The sequence below is a fragment of the Paraplanobispora siamensis genome (genome assembly GCF_016863175.1).
Classification (GTDB): Bacteria; Actinomycetota; Actinomycetes; order Streptosporangiales; family Streptosporangiaceae; genus Planobispora; species Planobispora siamensis.
Genome location: NZ_BOOJ01000075.1, coordinates 24,142 through 37,904, shown reverse-complemented (window position 1 = coordinate 37,904; position 13,763 = coordinate 24,142). Strand labels below are relative to the sequence as shown.

Here is a 13,763-nt window from a genome sequence, read left to right as displayed (position 1 = left end):
TCAGACCTCTCCCTCGGGCCTCTCCGTCAGAGCCCGAAGTCGGCGATCGGCCGCACCACGACGGTTCCGCCGTCCCGGGCGCCGGGGCAGCGCGCGGCCCAGTCGAGCGCGGTCTCCAGATCCGGCACGTCGATGACGTCGTAGCCGCCCAGGATCTCGCGGGACTCGGCGAACGGCCCGTCAGTGACGGTCCGCTCACCGTCAGGGCCGACCCGGACCGACGTGGCGGTGGTCAGGTCGGCCAGCGGGTATCCGGAGACCCAGACCCCCGCCTCCTTCATCGCCTTGCCGTAGGCCATCCAGTCCTCGACGCTGCACCCCTCGGCCGCCTCGGCGGTGGTGTTGATCAGCAGCATGTACTTCACGGTCCCGTTCCTTCCTGTCCCCGTCATCGCCTCGCCCGCTCCCTCGCGCGGTGAGGTTGCCGTACATGATGACGACGAACGGGGAACGGCCGCATCGACAGGCTCCGGAGATTTTTTCGAGCGGCGGCATCCGGCCCGCGACCCCGCGACCGCCCCACCGGTCGCGGGGGTGACAACCGACACGCCTCAATATGCGTCATAAAGAGCAAAGCCCCCATTGACCCAACCCGCACCCGGGGCGAAAGGCGGTTGTGATGATCCGGCGACTGCTGTCGATCCTGAGGCCTGCCCCGGCGGCCCCCGCACCGTCATGCCCCGCGCCGCCCAAGCTCGTCTGGGCGGCTCCCCCGGCGGACCAGGACATCGCCATCTCCCGGCAGGAGGAGCTCGCCCTGCTGCGCGTCGAGGCACTGTACGGCATGACGATCGACAGGGAGGCCTACCGCAGGCGCAAGGCCCTCGACCAGGAGGTCGTACGGCAGTTACGCCGGCTGCACCCTCAGGATCCCGAGGCGATGGCCACCGATCTGGAGAACACGCTGCAACAGGCCAAACGCCGCTACAACCGCCGCGACTACGAGGCCCTGCTGACGCAGGCCGGGCCGCTGATCGAACGCCTCAGCCTCAGGAGCCGGGGCCACCTGCGGGTCGTGGACAACCTCGTGGACAACCAGACGAGTACGACCTGAGGCCCGCTATCCGCCGGTACGGCCGTTGCGCAGATCGTCCAGTGAACTGCGGCACTGCTCCCGGGCCTGGTCCATGATGCTCTGCGCCTCCCAGATCTGCTGGAGCCGCTTCTCCATCAGCCGCATGTGGTACGCGGCCTGTCCTCGCAGGTGACGGGAGCGGACCAGAACCTCCTTCAGGGAGACGCGGCCGGAGACGGCCGCCTGGGACGGCGGAGCCGATGGGACCGGCGGGGCAGGTGGCGGGGGCGGGACCGGCGTGGTCCGCCGGGCCGGCCGCGGCCGGCGCGCGGAGTGCACCAGGGACCGGACGGACGTCAGCCGGCGCAGGCTCGGCGCATGCCGGGGGCCGATCACCGTCTGCAGCGGCACCTCATCGGGGTCGAGGCCCGCCGCGATCAGCGCCTCGGCCAGGCTCGTGTACACGTGCAGCCGAGGCACGGACCACCCGTTCGCCAAGGTGATCAGGCGGTGCAGCGCGGAGTCCGCCTCGGCGACGACCAGCCGGCCTCCCTTGCCGTGCAGGCTCTTGTTCACCGCGCTGAGCTGCCGCACCCCTGTCACGTCGCAGAACCGCAGCCTTCCGGCCGCGGCCACCACGTGGGTGACCTCCGCGACGATCAGCGGTCGCAGCATGGCCTCCAGCACAGGCGCGGTGGCGGCGTCCAGTTCCCCCTCCATGGTGATCATCATGGCGGTGTCCGTCAGAGGGGTGAGGTGGAGAGAAAGATGCATGATCCCGACCTCTTCGCATGCTCGCCGAACCGGGGTGGCAGAGCAGTGAGTCGGCGACGTCCAACTGCTCCCGGTCCACATTGACCAGTACTCCCCCGGGCCGGGCCGGGCTAACGCCCGCCGGGCAGCATGTCCGCCCCCCGGGCGGCCCGGGCGATGAGCCCGGCGGTGAGGCCGCCGCGCCGGTAGGGGAAGGTGTGCGCGCCCGGCACGGTCAGTGATCGTCCCCGCCGCGCCAGTGCCGCCAGCCGGTCGGTCCACCACTGCGGGGCCAGCGTGTCGTGCCTGCCGCGCGCCGTGACGACGGGACAGCCGATCCCGGTGATCAGCCGCTCGGGCTCCTCGCGCTGCACGGAACGCACGTAGCGCGCCAGCCGCGGCACGCCGTCGTACAGGTAGTACGGCACCGCCACCCTCAGCAGGGCGGGCGACTCGCGGGGCAGGTCGCGCAGGACCGGTGCGAGCAGCGCCGCCGGCCGCCGCAGGTGCGGCGGGAAGACGGGACCCAGGAGCGCGAGCCCCCGCACCCGGTCGGGACGCGCCGCGGCCACCCGCAGGGCGACCTGGGCCCCGGTGGAGTGCCCGGCCAGCACGACCGGCCCGTCCGGCAGCGCGTCCAGCCACGCCGAGACCGTATCGGCCAGCGCGGGGACCTCGACCGGGCACGCCCCCGGCCCGTCGCCGCCGGGGACGTCCAGCAGGAACGATCTCGCCCAGGCGCCGCAGCCCGCCAGGGTGTCCTGGAGATATCCCAGCGCGCCGAGCCCCGGGAGGATCACGACGAGCGGTCCCCCGGAGCGGTCCTCGCCGGCCTCCAGGCTCCGCACCCGCCGGCCCGCCGCCTCGTCCCATCTCTCCCGGCCGAGCGCGGGACGCGGTCGCGGAGTCAGCGGTGCAGGGGGGTGACGACGGACCGGTCGGTCACGGCGGACATGACGGAGGAGATCACGAAGCCGCTGGCCGGGCGCGCGGGGACGCGCCGCAGGGAGATGTCCATGTCCTGCGCGGGGACGTCGTAGTCCAGCTGCGCCAGCCGTACCACCAGAGCCCGCAGCAGCGCGACGGTGATGGCCTCGCCCGGGCACCGGTGGCCGCCGGCGGTGTCGCCGCCGCCCTGGGGGATCAGGTCGTAGGGGCCGATCTCGCGGCCGACGAACCGCCGCGGGTCGAAGGTGTAGGGGTCCGGCCACAGCTGCGGGTCGTGGTTCTGGCCGTAGATGTCGAGCAGCACCAGGGACCCGGCGGGGATGTGCTCGCCCTTCCAGGTCAGGTCCTTGACCGCCCGGCCGCCGACGAACGGCGCGAACGGGTAGAAGCGGCGGACCTCGTGCGTGAACGCCTCAGCGAAGGAGACGTCTCCCCCGCGCAGCGCGGCGCGGTGCTGCGGCCACCGGTGCAGGGCGTGGGCGGAGAACGCCACGAACCAGGCCACGGCCGTGGTCGGGCGGATGACGTTGAGCAGCTCCACCGCGGCCACGCGGGGATCGAGCAGTTCGCCGTCGGCGTCCCGGTGATGGGCGACCGCGGCGAGCGCCGAGCCCTCCGGGGCGGTGACGGCGCCCTCGCGCACCTGCCGTACCAACCGGCCCAGCCACTCCTCGCGGCGCCCGCGGGCGGCGCGCGCCCGCCAGTGCCGGGGGCCGACGGTGGCGAACCCGTCGACCATGGCCACCAGGTCGGCGGCCAGGCCGGGCACCTCGGCGTCGTCCAGGGGGATGCCGGCCCAGCGGGACACGCCCCGGGCCAGGATCCGGGCGGCCTCGTCGAAGAGCGTCACGCTCCGTCCGCCGGCCCAGGAGGCGGCCGCCTCGTCCCAGGCCCGGGTGGTGTGCTCGACGAGGTCGTCGATGCCGTCGCCGTTCAGCACCGACACGAACATGGCCTTGCGCACGCGGTGGTCGGCGCCGTCCAGGGTGTGCACGGCGCCGTGCCCGAACAGGGTGCTCTTGACCAGGCCCGGCAGTGCAGTGTGGCGTTCGATGTGGTTCTCGTCGTAGAAGAAGCGCACGGCGTCCGGCCCGCACAGGCCCGCGGCGCGCTGGCCCATCACCCGGGTGTGCGCGACCGGGCCGTCGGCCTCGCGACGGCGCTCGGGCAGCCAGGCATAACCTTCCAGCAGCAGAAAAAGCGTGTGGTCCAGCATGCGTTGTTGCCTGCCCGCCGGCCATCCGGTGAAACCGTGGCCCGCGTCATCCCGGGAAACCCCGGCCCGCGCCGCATGAGGAAGGTGTACCGGCGCCGGAGGGCGCCGGTACGGCCTTCTCACTCGAAGTCGTCGGGGTTCAGCTCCTCGGGCCGGCTGCGGGAGCCGCCGGCCGTGTTGGGGTCGTCGGAATCCTCGGCGTTGGCGGGCGGGGTGGCCGCCGGGGTGCCCGCGGGGCGCCTGGAGGTCTCCTCCTCGGTCGGAGTCAGCGGGGCGCCGCTGGCCTCCTCGCTGTCCCCCCGCTCGACCGGGGAACGCCCTTCCTGTCCAGCACTGCCACTCATGTTCCCTCCCACGGGCTCGTCGGCAAGATCGCAGGCCTCTTACCCAGGAACGGGGCGTTCACGTGGCGCGGGCACCTGCGCCGTCCGGCCTTTCCGCAGGATTTACCCCGCTCACCTGGCTGCGGGCACCGCCAGACGGGCCGGAGGAATCACGTGGCCGACGGCGAAGACGTTCTCGGGGTCGTAGGCGGCCTTGATCCGGCTCAGGCGCCGGTGGTCCTCGGGGGTGTAGGCGGTGGCGGTCCTGCCGGTGTCGTGCAGGAAGTTGAGGAACGAGCCGCCGGTGGCGTGCGGGCGCAGGGCCGCGGCCAGGCCGGGGACGTCGGCGTCGACCACCACCGACAGCGGGGTACGGCGGTTGCCGACCGGACCGGCGTCGGGACCGGCCTCGGCCATCGCGCCGCCCCAGTGCCTGACCTCCACGGTCGCCGGTCCGCCGACCCCCGTCAGGGCGTCGATGACCGGGTCGGGCAGGTCGTCGAACAGGTCGACGTGGGCGGGGCCGGTGCCGCCCATCTCCGCGCGGGCGTAGCCCACCAGGCGCAGGTCCTCGGCCAGCGGGCCGCCCGCGGCCAGCCACAGCGGGCGCAGCAGCCGGCGCGCGTCACCGGGCAGCCCGGTGGACATGACCTTGATCGCCGCGACGCGCCTGCCGCGCACCGGGCCCGGGACGCCGGGGGCGTCGGGCGCCGTGGTCAGCAGGACGGCCGTGCTCAGCTCGTCCGGCACGTCGTGGATCCACTGGCGGTAGCGGGTCAGCAGGTCGGCCGCCCCCTCGATCGGGAAGTACGCCGTACCGGCGTAGACCTGCTCGACCGGGTGCAGCGCGAACTCCAGCGCGGTCACCACGCCGAAGGATCCGCCTCCGCCGCGCAGCGCCCACCACAGGTCGGCGTGCTCGCCGTCGGCGTCGGCGGTGACCATCCGCCCGTCGGCGGTGACCACCTGGGCACGCAGGACGCTGTCGGCGGCGAAGCCGTACCTGCGGGCCAGCCAGCCCACCCCGCCGCCGAGGGTGTAGCCGGTCACGCCGACCGAGGAGTGCGAGCCCGACAGGGGCGCCAGGCCGAACGGGGCGGCCGCGGCGAGCACCTCGCCCCAGCAGGCGCCGGGGCCCACCCGTGCCAGCCGCCGGTCCGGGTCGACCATCACCCTGGACATCCGCGAGGTCCGCAGCAGCAGGCCGCCGTCGGCCGGGTCGTGGGTGCCGTGCCCGGTGGCCTGCACCGCCAGCGGCATCCCGTGCTCGCGGGCGACGGTGACGGCGGCGCGTACGTCTCCGGCGTCCGCGGCCTCGACGATCAGGGCGGGACGGGGGTCGATCGGCGCGTACAGCGGCCGGCGCCGCTCGTCGTAGCCCGGCTCACCCGGCAGGTGGACGGGGCCGGTGAAGACGCCGCGCAGGCGGAGCGCGGCGGAGGAGATGGGCGTGTGAGCGGTCATGTCGGCTTCCTCCTTCCGCCGGGCGGATCCCCCGGCTGATTCCACGGTATAGTCACAAAACTTGATAGTCAAGATTCGTGACTATATTTCGGGCGGAGACGGCCCGGCGCGGAGACGGCCCGGCGCGGAGACGGCCCGGCGCGGAGACGGCCCGGCGCGGATGACGCCTCGGCCCGGATGACGGCCCGGCCTGGATCGCGGCCGGGAGCGGATCGCGGCCGGGACGGGACCGGGCGGACCCACAGGCGGCGTTCACCCCCGCGACACCTGGCCTTCCTAGAGTGCGGCCCCATGGCATGGAAGAGCAGGGTGAACGCCGCCATCGAGGGCGTCACCGGATACACGATCACCCGGCCGCGGCCGCAGACGCCTCCTGCCCCGCCGCCCGCTCCCCCCGCTCCCCCCGCGGACACGCCCCGGCCTCCGGCCGACCCCGCCAACGACCGCCTGCTGCGCGAGCCGGTCTTCGTACTCTCGCCCGTCAGGTCGGGCTCCACCCTGCTGCGCGTCATGCTCAACAGCCACCCGCGCGTCCACGCGCCGCACGAGCTGCACATCCGGCGGCTGGCCGTCACCCTCACCACCGATCCGGTACGGCAGGCCATGAGCATGCTCGGCCACTCCGTGAGCGACATCGAGCACATCCTGTGGGACCGCATGCTCCACCGGGAGCTGGTCAGGAGCGGCAAGGACGTCATCGTCGACAAGACGCCCAGCAACGTCTTCGCCCACCGGCGCATCTCCACGTGCTGGCCGGACGCCCGTTTCATCCACCTGATGCGGCATCCCGCCTCGATCGCCCGCTCCTGGCACGAGGCCGACCCCGAAGGCCGCCCGATGGAGGAGGCGGTCCGGCACACCCTGCAGTACATGATCTACCTGCAGGAGGCCAGGCAACGGCATCCGGGACTCGACCTGACCTACGAGGCGCTCGTCGGGAACCCCGAACGCGAGCTGCGCCGGGTCTGCGCCTTCCTCGGCGTCGACTTCGATCCCGGCATGCCGAGCTACGGCGAGCACGACCACGGCGTGTTCGAGAAGGGCATCGGCGACTGGCGCGACAAGATCCGCAGCGGACGCGTGCAGAACGGCCGCCCGCTGCCCGCCCCCGAGGAGGTCCCCGAACCGCTGCGCGAGATCTGCACCGCCTGGGGATACCTCTGACCCCGCCCCGAGGAGGCTGCGCCGCACCGGAACACCTCTGACCTCGTCCCGAGGAGGTTGCGCCGTGCGGAGTGCCCCTGACCCCGCGCTCGCGGGCGGCTCCTCACCGCGGCAGGTTCACGCGGCGCTCTGCGACGTCCCCGGCTCCGGTGCCCCGGCCACCCGGACCTGGTTGCGGCCGCCGTGCTTGGCCGCGTACAGCGCCTGGTCGGCGGCGTGCAGCAGGTCGTCGGCGCTGATCCCCGGCGTCGCGGTGGCCACCCCGGCGCTGAAGGTGACGGTCAGCAGGTGCCCGTCGGCCTCCACGGACCGCTCGGCGAGCCGTTCACGCAGCGCGTCCATACGGGCCCGGGCCTGTTCGGCGTCCGCTCCGGCGAACACCACCACGAACTCCTCCCCGCCGTAGCGGGCCACGATGTCACTGCGGCGCACCTGCCGGCCGAGCAGCTCGGCGAAGGCGACCAGGACCTCGTCACCGGCGCGGTGGCCGTAGCGGTCGTTGACCTGCTTGAAGTGATCGATGTCCAGCAGGGCCAGGCTCAGCGGCCGGTCGTCGTCAGCCTCGATGATCGCCGAGGTCAGGTGCTGCATCAGGTGACGGCGGTTGTGCAGGCCGGTCAGCGCGTCCCGGGCCGCCTGCTCGGCCAGGTCGGCGCGGAGCAGCTCGATGGTGCGCAGTTGCGCGCGCAGCTGGGCGTTTCCGCGTTCCAGTTCGTCCTGCTTGTCGTGCAGCCGGGCGTTGGCCTGCTCCAGCTCGTCCTGCTTGTCGCGCAGCCGGGCGTTGGCCTGCTCCAGCTCGTCCTGCTTGTCGCGCAGCCGGGTATTGGTCCGTTCCAGCTCGTCCTGCTTCTCCTGCAGCCGGGCGTTGGCCTGCTGCAGATCGCGCCGCTGCCGGTTCAGGGCGGTGACGTCCCTGGTGATCACGGCCCAGCCCGCGTGACCTCCCCGGCGGTCGTACAGGACGCTGGAGTGCACGTCCAGATCGACCTCACAGCCCGCGGCGTCGGTGAAGGTCGCATCGCTCTGCCCGCCTTCGGGAGACGGCAGCGCGCCGAGCAGGTCCACCATCGACAGCCCGGCCAGCCGGTCGGGCAGGCCGGGACGCAGCCGGCGCAGCATGCGCTCGGCGGCGGCGTTCAGGTCCAGGATGCGGCCGGTGGCGTCGATGGTGACCACCGCGTCGCCGATCATGTCGAAGACCCGGTCACGCGCCACCGGCACCAGTTCGGGCAGGGAACGGCGCACCAGCGCCCAGTAGATGATGACCGTGGTGAGCGAGAAACCGACCGAGGTCAGGCCGGTGACGGGCACCAGTCTGGTCAGGCTGGCGGCGTTGGCCGCTATCGGCGCCAGGGCGCCGGCCAGGACGCTGACGTACAGCTTGCGCTGGGCGGGGGGGCCGACGATCGACGCCCGCACCAGCCGCGCCATGGCCGCGGCCATCAGCAGGTAGCTGTAGACGGTGTGGACCCAGAACAGCGGGCCGACCTCGGGTGTGACCACGCCCAGCGGATCGGCCGTGTCCGTGGCCCGGAAGAAGCCGTGATGCCACGGGCTGGTGAGGATCGCGATCTGGACCAGGACCGGCTCGATGCCCAGCAGCGCCACGGTACGGCGCGCGGGGTGCCACCGGCGGTCGACCACGGCCAGTGCCAGGCACAGCAGCCCCGCCGGCACCAGGCTCACGGCGAGGAACTTCGCCGCCTGGAGCATGCGCGCCGTACCGGCGTCGACCGCCATGACGACGAGCCCGTCCATCGCCGACCATCCGGCGATGGAGGCCGCCACGAACGCCAGCGCGCCGACCGCCGACGCCGACCCGCGGCGCCGCCACCCGACGGCGGCCACCCAGGCGGCCACCACCGCGGAGACCACGAACAGCAACGCCAGCAACGGCCGCCCTGCCATCCCCAGCCCCTCCGTCATCTGTCCGGTGATTCCCCACTCCATCGGCGAGCCGCGTTCGGATATGAGGCATTCATCCGACCGCGCGACGGGAAAGGCGTTCGCGACCGCGGCAGGCGGGAAGATCCGGCTCCCTAGAGAGCGCCGCGCTGCAGCAGGGGCAGGCGGGGGCCGGACAACGGGCGCAGGGCCACCCGCAGCAGGGCCAAGGCGTTGTCGTCCCCGGCGATGCGGTTGGCGCTGAGCTCGCCGCAGGCCAGGCAGTGGTGGATGATCACCCACTCCCCGTCCCCCCGTACCTCCACGCCCAACGCCGTCATCCGGCCCCTGCACGTCGACCGGCGGTCGCCGGGCACCCGGCGGTCGACGTGCAGGCTGGTCAGGCAGGTCGGGCAGTGGTTGCGGTGGGCGGTGCCCGGGGCGGCCAGCGGCACCTCCAGGCGGCAGCCGACGCAGCGGAAGGCGTCGCCCTGCCCGCCGGGCCGGGGCCGCACCTCTTTGCGCCGTTGCGGTCTGTGCTGATGCGGTTTACGTCGTGGCATGGCGGCGTCCCCCCTCATCCTCGTCCGTCGCTCACAGGTCACCGAACCCTTCCAGCGGGAACGGCGGCTGCGCGAGCGGCCGTACGGCCAGCCGCATGAGCAGGAGCTGGTTGTCGTCGCCGCTGAGCGGGCTGGAGGTCAGCTCGCCGCAGCGCACGCAGCGGTGGATGAGCATCCAGTCGCCGCTGCGCGGCACCGCGATGGAGATCGGGGTCATCCGCGAACGGCATTCGGACGGCCCGCCCTCGACATGGTCGAGGATGTGCCGGGAGTGCAGGCAGCTCGGGCAGTGGTTGCGCCGTCTGCCGTCCGGGGCCAGCGCGGTCACGGTGAGGCCGCAGCGCACGCAGGCGAAGGTCTCGGTCCGCAGTACAGAGCGGGAACCGGTGTTGGTCATCTCGGGTGGCTCCTTGCCGGATTTCGTGATTCAGGGCAGCAAGGGAGCGCCGAGCGTGTCTCGTGAGACGGTGGTCACGGCCGATGCCGCCCGCGCGGCGCGCGGGCGGGACAGGCCGTCACGGCGGAGGTCAGGCCGGTACGGAGCGACGCGTACGAAGTGACGCGTGCGTGTGATGCGTCAGCGGCGGGATCCGACCGCGGTGCCACGAGGCACGCCGGGCGCTGACCAGGACCGGGGCATTGACCGCTACTTTCCAGGGCGCGAGGCCCAAGGTCGTCCCGGAGCGTGGGAGCCCGGGATCCGCCGACAGGACGTCACGGAGGCTAACAGCGCCCCGCCTCCGATCGCGAACGATTTTTCCCGCCCCGCCCGCCCCCGCCCCGCTCCGGCTCAGGTCCGGCCCGCGAAGCCGTTCAGAGCGGTCATGACCTCATGGCTCATGGTCGAACTGCCGGTGTGCCCGGAGTCCTCCACGACCACCAGCCGAGCGTCGGGCCAGGCGCGGGCCAGCTGCCAGGCGTTCTCCAGCGGCCCGCCCAGGTCGAAGCGGCCGTGGATGAGCACCCCGGGGATGCCCGCCAGCCGGTGCGCCTCGCGCAGCAGAACGCCCTCCTCCAGCCAGGCGGCGTTGGAGAAGTAGTGGCTGCAGATGCGGACCATGGCCTGCAACGCGGCGGGCGGGCGGTCGCTGTAGGCGTTCGGCCTGCCGTTGACCTCCAGGGAGATCACCGCGTCCTCCCAGGCCGTCCAGTCGTGGGCGGCCTTGGCGCGTACCTCGGGATCGGGATCGGAGACCAGCCGGGCGTAGGCGGCCAGCAGGCCGAATATGTCGCCGTCGCGCGCGGATCCGGGCACCCCCGCGCGGAAGCGTTCCCACTGCTCGGGGAAGAACCGCCCGACCCCCTGATAGAGCCATTCGATCTCGGAACGCCGGGTCATGGTGACGCCGCAGATGACCATCTCCGAGACCCGCTCGGGGTGGGCCTCGGCGTAGGCGAGCATCAGCGTGGAACCCCACGATCCGCCGTACAGCAGCCAGCGCTCGACGCCGAGGTGCTCGCGCAGCCGTTCCATGTCGGCGACCAGGTGGTGGGTGGTGTTGGCGGTCAGATCGGTGGCCGGATCGGCGGCGTGCGGCAGGCTCCGGCCGCAGTTGCGCTGGTCGAACAGGATGATGCGGTAGCGCTCGGGATCGAAGCCGCGGCGCTGGCCCTCGCTGCAGCCCGACCCGGGACCGCCGTGGACGACGAGCGCGGGCTTGCCGTCGGGGTTGCCGCAGGCCTCCCAGTAGACGAGGTTGCCGTCGCCGGTGTCGAGGTGGCCGTGGTCGTAGGGCTCGATCGGAGGATACGGAGAAGACATCGCCCCAAAATACAACAGCGCTGTCATAAATGCGCCACCCTGCTGTCGGGAGGGCACGGGAAGGGGGGTCGGGAGGCCGAAGGCCGGAACGGAAGGCCGGAACGGAAGGCCGAGACGGGAGAACCCGGGCGCAGGACCAGGGAAAACCCCCGGGCGGAGCCGGGACAGCCAGGATCCGCCGGACCGCCCGCAGAGGACATCGTCGAGCTCGGCACACCGCTCGACGATGGAAGGAAGAACACCATGGGACACATCCACCGCGCCGTACTCGGCCTGACCGCCACCGCCACCGCCACCGTGGCGACCGGCCTCGCGCTCGCCTCCCCCGCCGAGGCCGCGTCCACGACCCCGGCCTCGGCGGCCGTGTCCCGGACGGCCCCGTGCGGCGGCGGGATCTCCGTCGGCGGCCGCATCGGTACCCGCCGAAACCGGCTGGGCGGCAGAACAGCGCCCTCGGCTGCCCCGTCACCTCCTCGCGTGACGTCTACCTCAACGGAGTGTGGGCGGGGAGCAGCGCGAGTCCGGTGGCGGCACCAGCGGGCGCATCCGGGTGCGGCAGGCCACCACCGGCCCCTACCGGTTCATCGTCGAAGGCTGCGACGACGGAGTCACCGGCTCCTCCTGCCGGCAGGGCTGGACGCCGTCGGCCTCCACCCGGTCATCCCGGACGGCCCGCCGGACGACGCCAGCCGGACGAGGAACGAGACGGCCCCCGAGACCCGGATGCGCTGAAGGTGCGTCGGTACCAGCCCCTGGGCGATCCCGGCGGCCAGGCCGCCGACGTCGGGGAGCAGGACCACGGCCTGCCCGCCGGGCGCCAGGACCCGGCGCAGCTCCGCCCACCAGCGCGAGGGCGCGGCGGCCAGCAGCCCGCCCGCCGTGACCTGCCCTCCCCACGGCGGGTTGCTCAGCACCCGGTCGACGGCGCCGTCCGGCACCGGCAGGCGGCCGGCGTCGGCCCGGCCCACGGTCACGGGCGTGCCCGCGGCGTTCTCCCCCGCCGCGCGCAGCGCCTCCCATGCCAGGTCGAAGCCGTACAGGCGAGCCTCCGGCTGCTGCCCGCCCGCCTCGATCAGCAGCGTCCCGGCGCCGCAGCAGGGGTCGAGGACCCGGTGGCCGGGGCGGATGCCGGCCATGCGCGCCATGGCCGCCGCCAGCGGAGGGTGCAGGGTCCCCGGAATCGAGCACCGCTTGTAGTCGCGGCGGTGCAGGGGCCGGCCGGCGACACGCAGCATCAGGGTGGCGTACGCGCCGTCGAGGGTCACCCGCCACCCGCTGTGGCCGGCCGGGGGCGCCGTCCCCGCCCGCCGTGAGTGGTAGTCGACCCCCAGCCGCCGGGCCAGGGCACGGCCGACCGCGTCCTCGGCGTCATAACGGTTGAAGTTGCGCCCGCCCACGAACGAAGCCGACACCTCCACCCCGGTGAAGGCGCCCGGTCCTCCGTGCTCGCCGCGCAGCCGCAGCAGCCGGCCGGGGTCGGCCAGGCCGGCCAGCCGGGCGAGCCCGGCCGCGTCCCTCCTGGCCGCGCCGACGTCCTCACAGCGCGCGGCCAGCAGGAACACGTCGTCCGCGGTACGCAGGCCGGTGACCCGCGGCTGCGGCCCCCGGGTGCGGAAATGGACCTCCCTGGGCCCCATGCGGGTGATCGTGCCCAGCCCGAGCTCGAGGATCTCCTCTGCGAGTATCGGCTCCAGCCCGTGAACGCACCGTGCCACCAGACTCGCCGCCGTCACGGGACGGCGAGGAGGCCGGGACGCGGAGCGGTGAGAAAAATCGCGCGAACGCGCATGATGATCGTTCTTCTCCCACGTCAACCCGGAGCGGCACGTCGCCACCCCGCCTCGTCGGCGACGGGGTCTTCCTCGCTTCGCCGACGGGTGTTAACGGAGGCGGAAAAAGAACGTCATGGTCGGTGATCGTAGGACGGCCCGGGATCGGGCCTCAACCGAATATCCTCCGGCGGGCGGTGGACCCACCTGTGGGGCGCGTCCCTGGCAGGCCGGGTGTCGCCCACCCGTGAAGCACACCCGACCGGCCGAGTGATCGACCTATCGGTGAAGTGCGCCCGGCCGAGCGGTGGGTCTGTCCGTGAGGTGCGTCCGTCCGAGCCGTGGGCCCATCCGTGGAGGACATCCGTTCGGGCCGTGGGCTTACCTGTGGGGCACGTCCCTGGTGGGTCCGCCTGTGAGGTACGTTCGTCCGGGCCGTGGGCCCGCCCGTGGGGCGTGTCCCCGGTGGACCGGGTGTCGCCACCCAGGCTGCGCCGCATGGCAGCCAGGCGAACACCTTCGACGTCCGGCCGATGGTCGCAGACGATCAGTGACCGGATGACGGGGTCACCGATGCATGACCCATGCCGGTGATGATCAGTAGGCCGAGGGCCCAGTGGAGATCATCAAGCATCGGTGATCGGCTGTGGGACGTGGCCGGGGGCAGCCTCCACGGCTCGGCGCCCGCCGAGTTCCGAGGCGACCGGCGCCCTGGTGTCCCAGGCAGACTCGACTGTCGTGCGGCGCAGCGTGGGTGGGCAACACACCCGGCCCACCCGGGACACGTCCCACGGGCGGGTCCACGGCCCGGACGGACACGCCTCACAGGCAGACCCGCCTGGGACGCGCTCCACGGACAAGCCCGATGTCCGGCGCGCACCGCCCTACCCCACCCGCCGCCG

13 protein-coding genes are annotated in these 13,763 nt (G+C 73.2%); 2 read left to right on the top strand and 11 right to left on the bottom strand.

Annotation, left to right across the window (positions count from 1 at the left end; all coding sequences use genetic code 11):
- Nucleotides 1–26: 26 nt before the first annotated feature.
- Entirely contained in the window at nucleotides 27–356 is a 330-nt protein-coding gene (locus Psi01_RS37945; RefSeq protein WP_239128337.1) for a YciI family protein, read from the bottom strand.
- A gap of 263 nt (nucleotides 357–619) precedes the next feature.
- Here Psi01_RS37945 and Psi01_RS37940 point away from each other — a divergent pair, with 263 nt between their 5' ends.
- Complete coding sequence (locus Psi01_RS37940; protein WP_204069014.1) at nucleotides 620–1,054, top strand: hypothetical protein; 435 nt, start codon at nucleotides 620–622, stop codon at nucleotides 1,052–1,054.
- A gap of 6 nt (nucleotides 1,055–1,060) precedes the next feature.
- On the opposite strand, the gene Psi01_RS37935 is transcribed toward Psi01_RS37940, so the two are convergent.
- The 5 genes from Psi01_RS37935 to Psi01_RS37915 all read right to left on the bottom strand — a co-directional run bounded on the left by Psi01_RS37935 (nucleotide 1,061) and on the right by Psi01_RS37915 (nucleotide 5,719).
- On the bottom strand, nucleotides 1,061–1,789 hold the full coding sequence (locus tag Psi01_RS37935; protein ID WP_204069013.1) for an STAS domain-containing protein: 729 nt from the start codon (nucleotides 1,787–1,789) through the stop codon (nucleotides 1,061–1,063).
- A 110-nt stretch (nucleotides 1,790–1,899) separates the two neighbouring features.
- On the bottom strand, nucleotides 1,900–2,616 hold the full coding sequence (locus tag Psi01_RS37930) for an alpha/beta fold hydrolase (RefSeq protein WP_204069012.1): 717 nt from the start codon (nucleotides 2,614–2,616) through the stop codon (nucleotides 1,900–1,902).
- A 59-nt stretch (nucleotides 2,617–2,675) separates the two neighbouring features.
- Nucleotides 2,676–3,932: a cytochrome P450 gene (locus Psi01_RS37925; RefSeq protein ID WP_204069011.1), complete on the bottom strand. Its 1,257-nt coding sequence runs from the start codon at nucleotides 3,930–3,932 to the stop codon at nucleotides 2,676–2,678.
- Nucleotides 3,933–4,051: 119 nt separating this feature from the next.
- On the bottom strand, nucleotides 4,052–4,276 hold the full coding sequence (locus tag Psi01_RS37920) for a hypothetical protein (protein WP_204069010.1): 225 nt from the start codon (nucleotides 4,274–4,276) through the stop codon (nucleotides 4,052–4,054).
- Nucleotides 4,277–4,387: 111 nt separating this feature from the next.
- Nucleotides 4,388–5,719: an FAD-binding oxidoreductase gene (locus Psi01_RS37915; protein ID WP_204069009.1), complete on the bottom strand. Its 1,332-nt coding sequence runs from the start codon at nucleotides 5,717–5,719 to the stop codon at nucleotides 4,388–4,390.
- Between the two features lie 291 nt (nucleotides 5,720–6,010).
- Here Psi01_RS37915 and Psi01_RS37910 point away from each other — a divergent pair, with 291 nt between their 5' ends.
- Nucleotides 6,011–6,883: a sulfotransferase family protein gene (locus Psi01_RS37910; RefSeq protein WP_204069008.1), complete on the top strand. Its 873-nt coding sequence runs from the start codon at nucleotides 6,011–6,013 to the stop codon at nucleotides 6,881–6,883.
- Between the two features lie 117 nt (nucleotides 6,884–7,000).
- Here Psi01_RS37910 and Psi01_RS37905 read toward each other — a convergent pair whose 3' ends face one another.
- From Psi01_RS37905 to Psi01_RS37885, 5 genes are all read right to left on the bottom strand, one after another.
- A complete protein-coding gene (locus Psi01_RS37905; RefSeq protein ID WP_204069007.1) occupies nucleotides 7,001–8,809 on the bottom strand; it encodes a diguanylate cyclase in 1,809 nt (602 codons plus the stop codon).
- 113 nt (nucleotides 8,810–8,922) lie between these two features.
- Nucleotides 8,923–9,330, bottom strand: coding sequence for an RNHCP domain-containing protein (locus tag Psi01_RS37900; protein ID WP_204069006.1), 408 nt, complete (start codon nucleotides 9,328–9,330; stop codon nucleotides 8,923–8,925).
- A 31-nt stretch (nucleotides 9,331–9,361) separates the two neighbouring features.
- Nucleotides 9,362–9,727, bottom strand: coding sequence for an RNHCP domain-containing protein (locus tag Psi01_RS37895; RefSeq protein ID WP_204069005.1), 366 nt, complete (start codon nucleotides 9,725–9,727; stop codon nucleotides 9,362–9,364).
- A 393-nt stretch (nucleotides 9,728–10,120) separates the two neighbouring features.
- Complete coding sequence (pip, locus tag Psi01_RS37890) at nucleotides 10,121–11,092, bottom strand: prolyl aminopeptidase (RefSeq protein WP_204069004.1); 972 nt, start codon at nucleotides 11,090–11,092, stop codon at nucleotides 10,121–10,123.
- A gap of 608 nt (nucleotides 11,093–11,700) precedes the next feature.
- The gene (locus Psi01_RS37885; RefSeq protein ID WP_204069003.1) at nucleotides 11,701–12,807 is read right to left on the bottom strand and encodes a methyltransferase domain-containing protein; all 1,107 of its coding nucleotides are present in this window, start codon (nucleotides 12,805–12,807) and stop codon (nucleotides 11,701–11,703) included.
- Nucleotides 12,808–13,763: the final 956 nt, after the last annotated feature.

Coding starts and splice junctions, on each gene's coding strand:
- Psi01_RS37900 (WP_204069006.1), bottom strand. CDS start 9,330: ATGCCACGACGTAAACCGCATCAGCACAGACCGCAACGGCGCAAAGAG.
- Psi01_RS37910 (WP_204069008.1), top strand. CDS start 6,011: ATGGCATGGAAGAGCAGGGTGAACGCCGCCATCGAGGGCGTCACCGGA.
- Psi01_RS37940 (WP_204069014.1), top strand. CDS start 620: ATGATCCGGCGACTGCTGTCGATCCTGAGGCCTGCCCCGGCGGCCCCC.
- Psi01_RS37945 (WP_239128337.1), bottom strand. CDS start 356: ATGCTGCTGATCAACACCACCGCCGAGGCGGCCGAGGGGTGCAGCGTC.
- Psi01_RS37935 (WP_204069013.1), bottom strand. CDS start 1,789: ATGCATCTTTCTCTCCACCTCACCCCTCTGACGGACACCGCCATGATG.
- Psi01_RS37920 (WP_204069010.1), bottom strand. CDS start 4,276: ATGAGTGGCAGTGCTGGACAGGAAGGGCGTTCCCCGGTCGAGCGGGGG.
- Psi01_RS37895 (WP_204069005.1), bottom strand. CDS start 9,727: ATGACCAACACCGGTTCCCGCTCTGTACTGCGGACCGAGACCTTCGCC.
- Psi01_RS37905 (WP_204069007.1), bottom strand. CDS start 8,809: ATGACGGAGGGGCTGGGGATGGCAGGGCGGCCGTTGCTGGCGTTGCTG.
- pip (WP_204069004.1), bottom strand. CDS start 11,092: ATGTCTTCTCCGTATCCTCCGATCGAGCCCTACGACCACGGCCACCTC.
- Psi01_RS37915 (WP_204069009.1), bottom strand. CDS start 5,719: ATGACCGCTCACACGCCCATCTCCTCCGCCGCGCTCCGCCTGCGCGGC.
- Psi01_RS37925 (WP_204069011.1), bottom strand. CDS start 3,932: ATGCTGGACCACACGCTTTTTCTGCTGCTGGAAGGTTATGCCTGGCTG.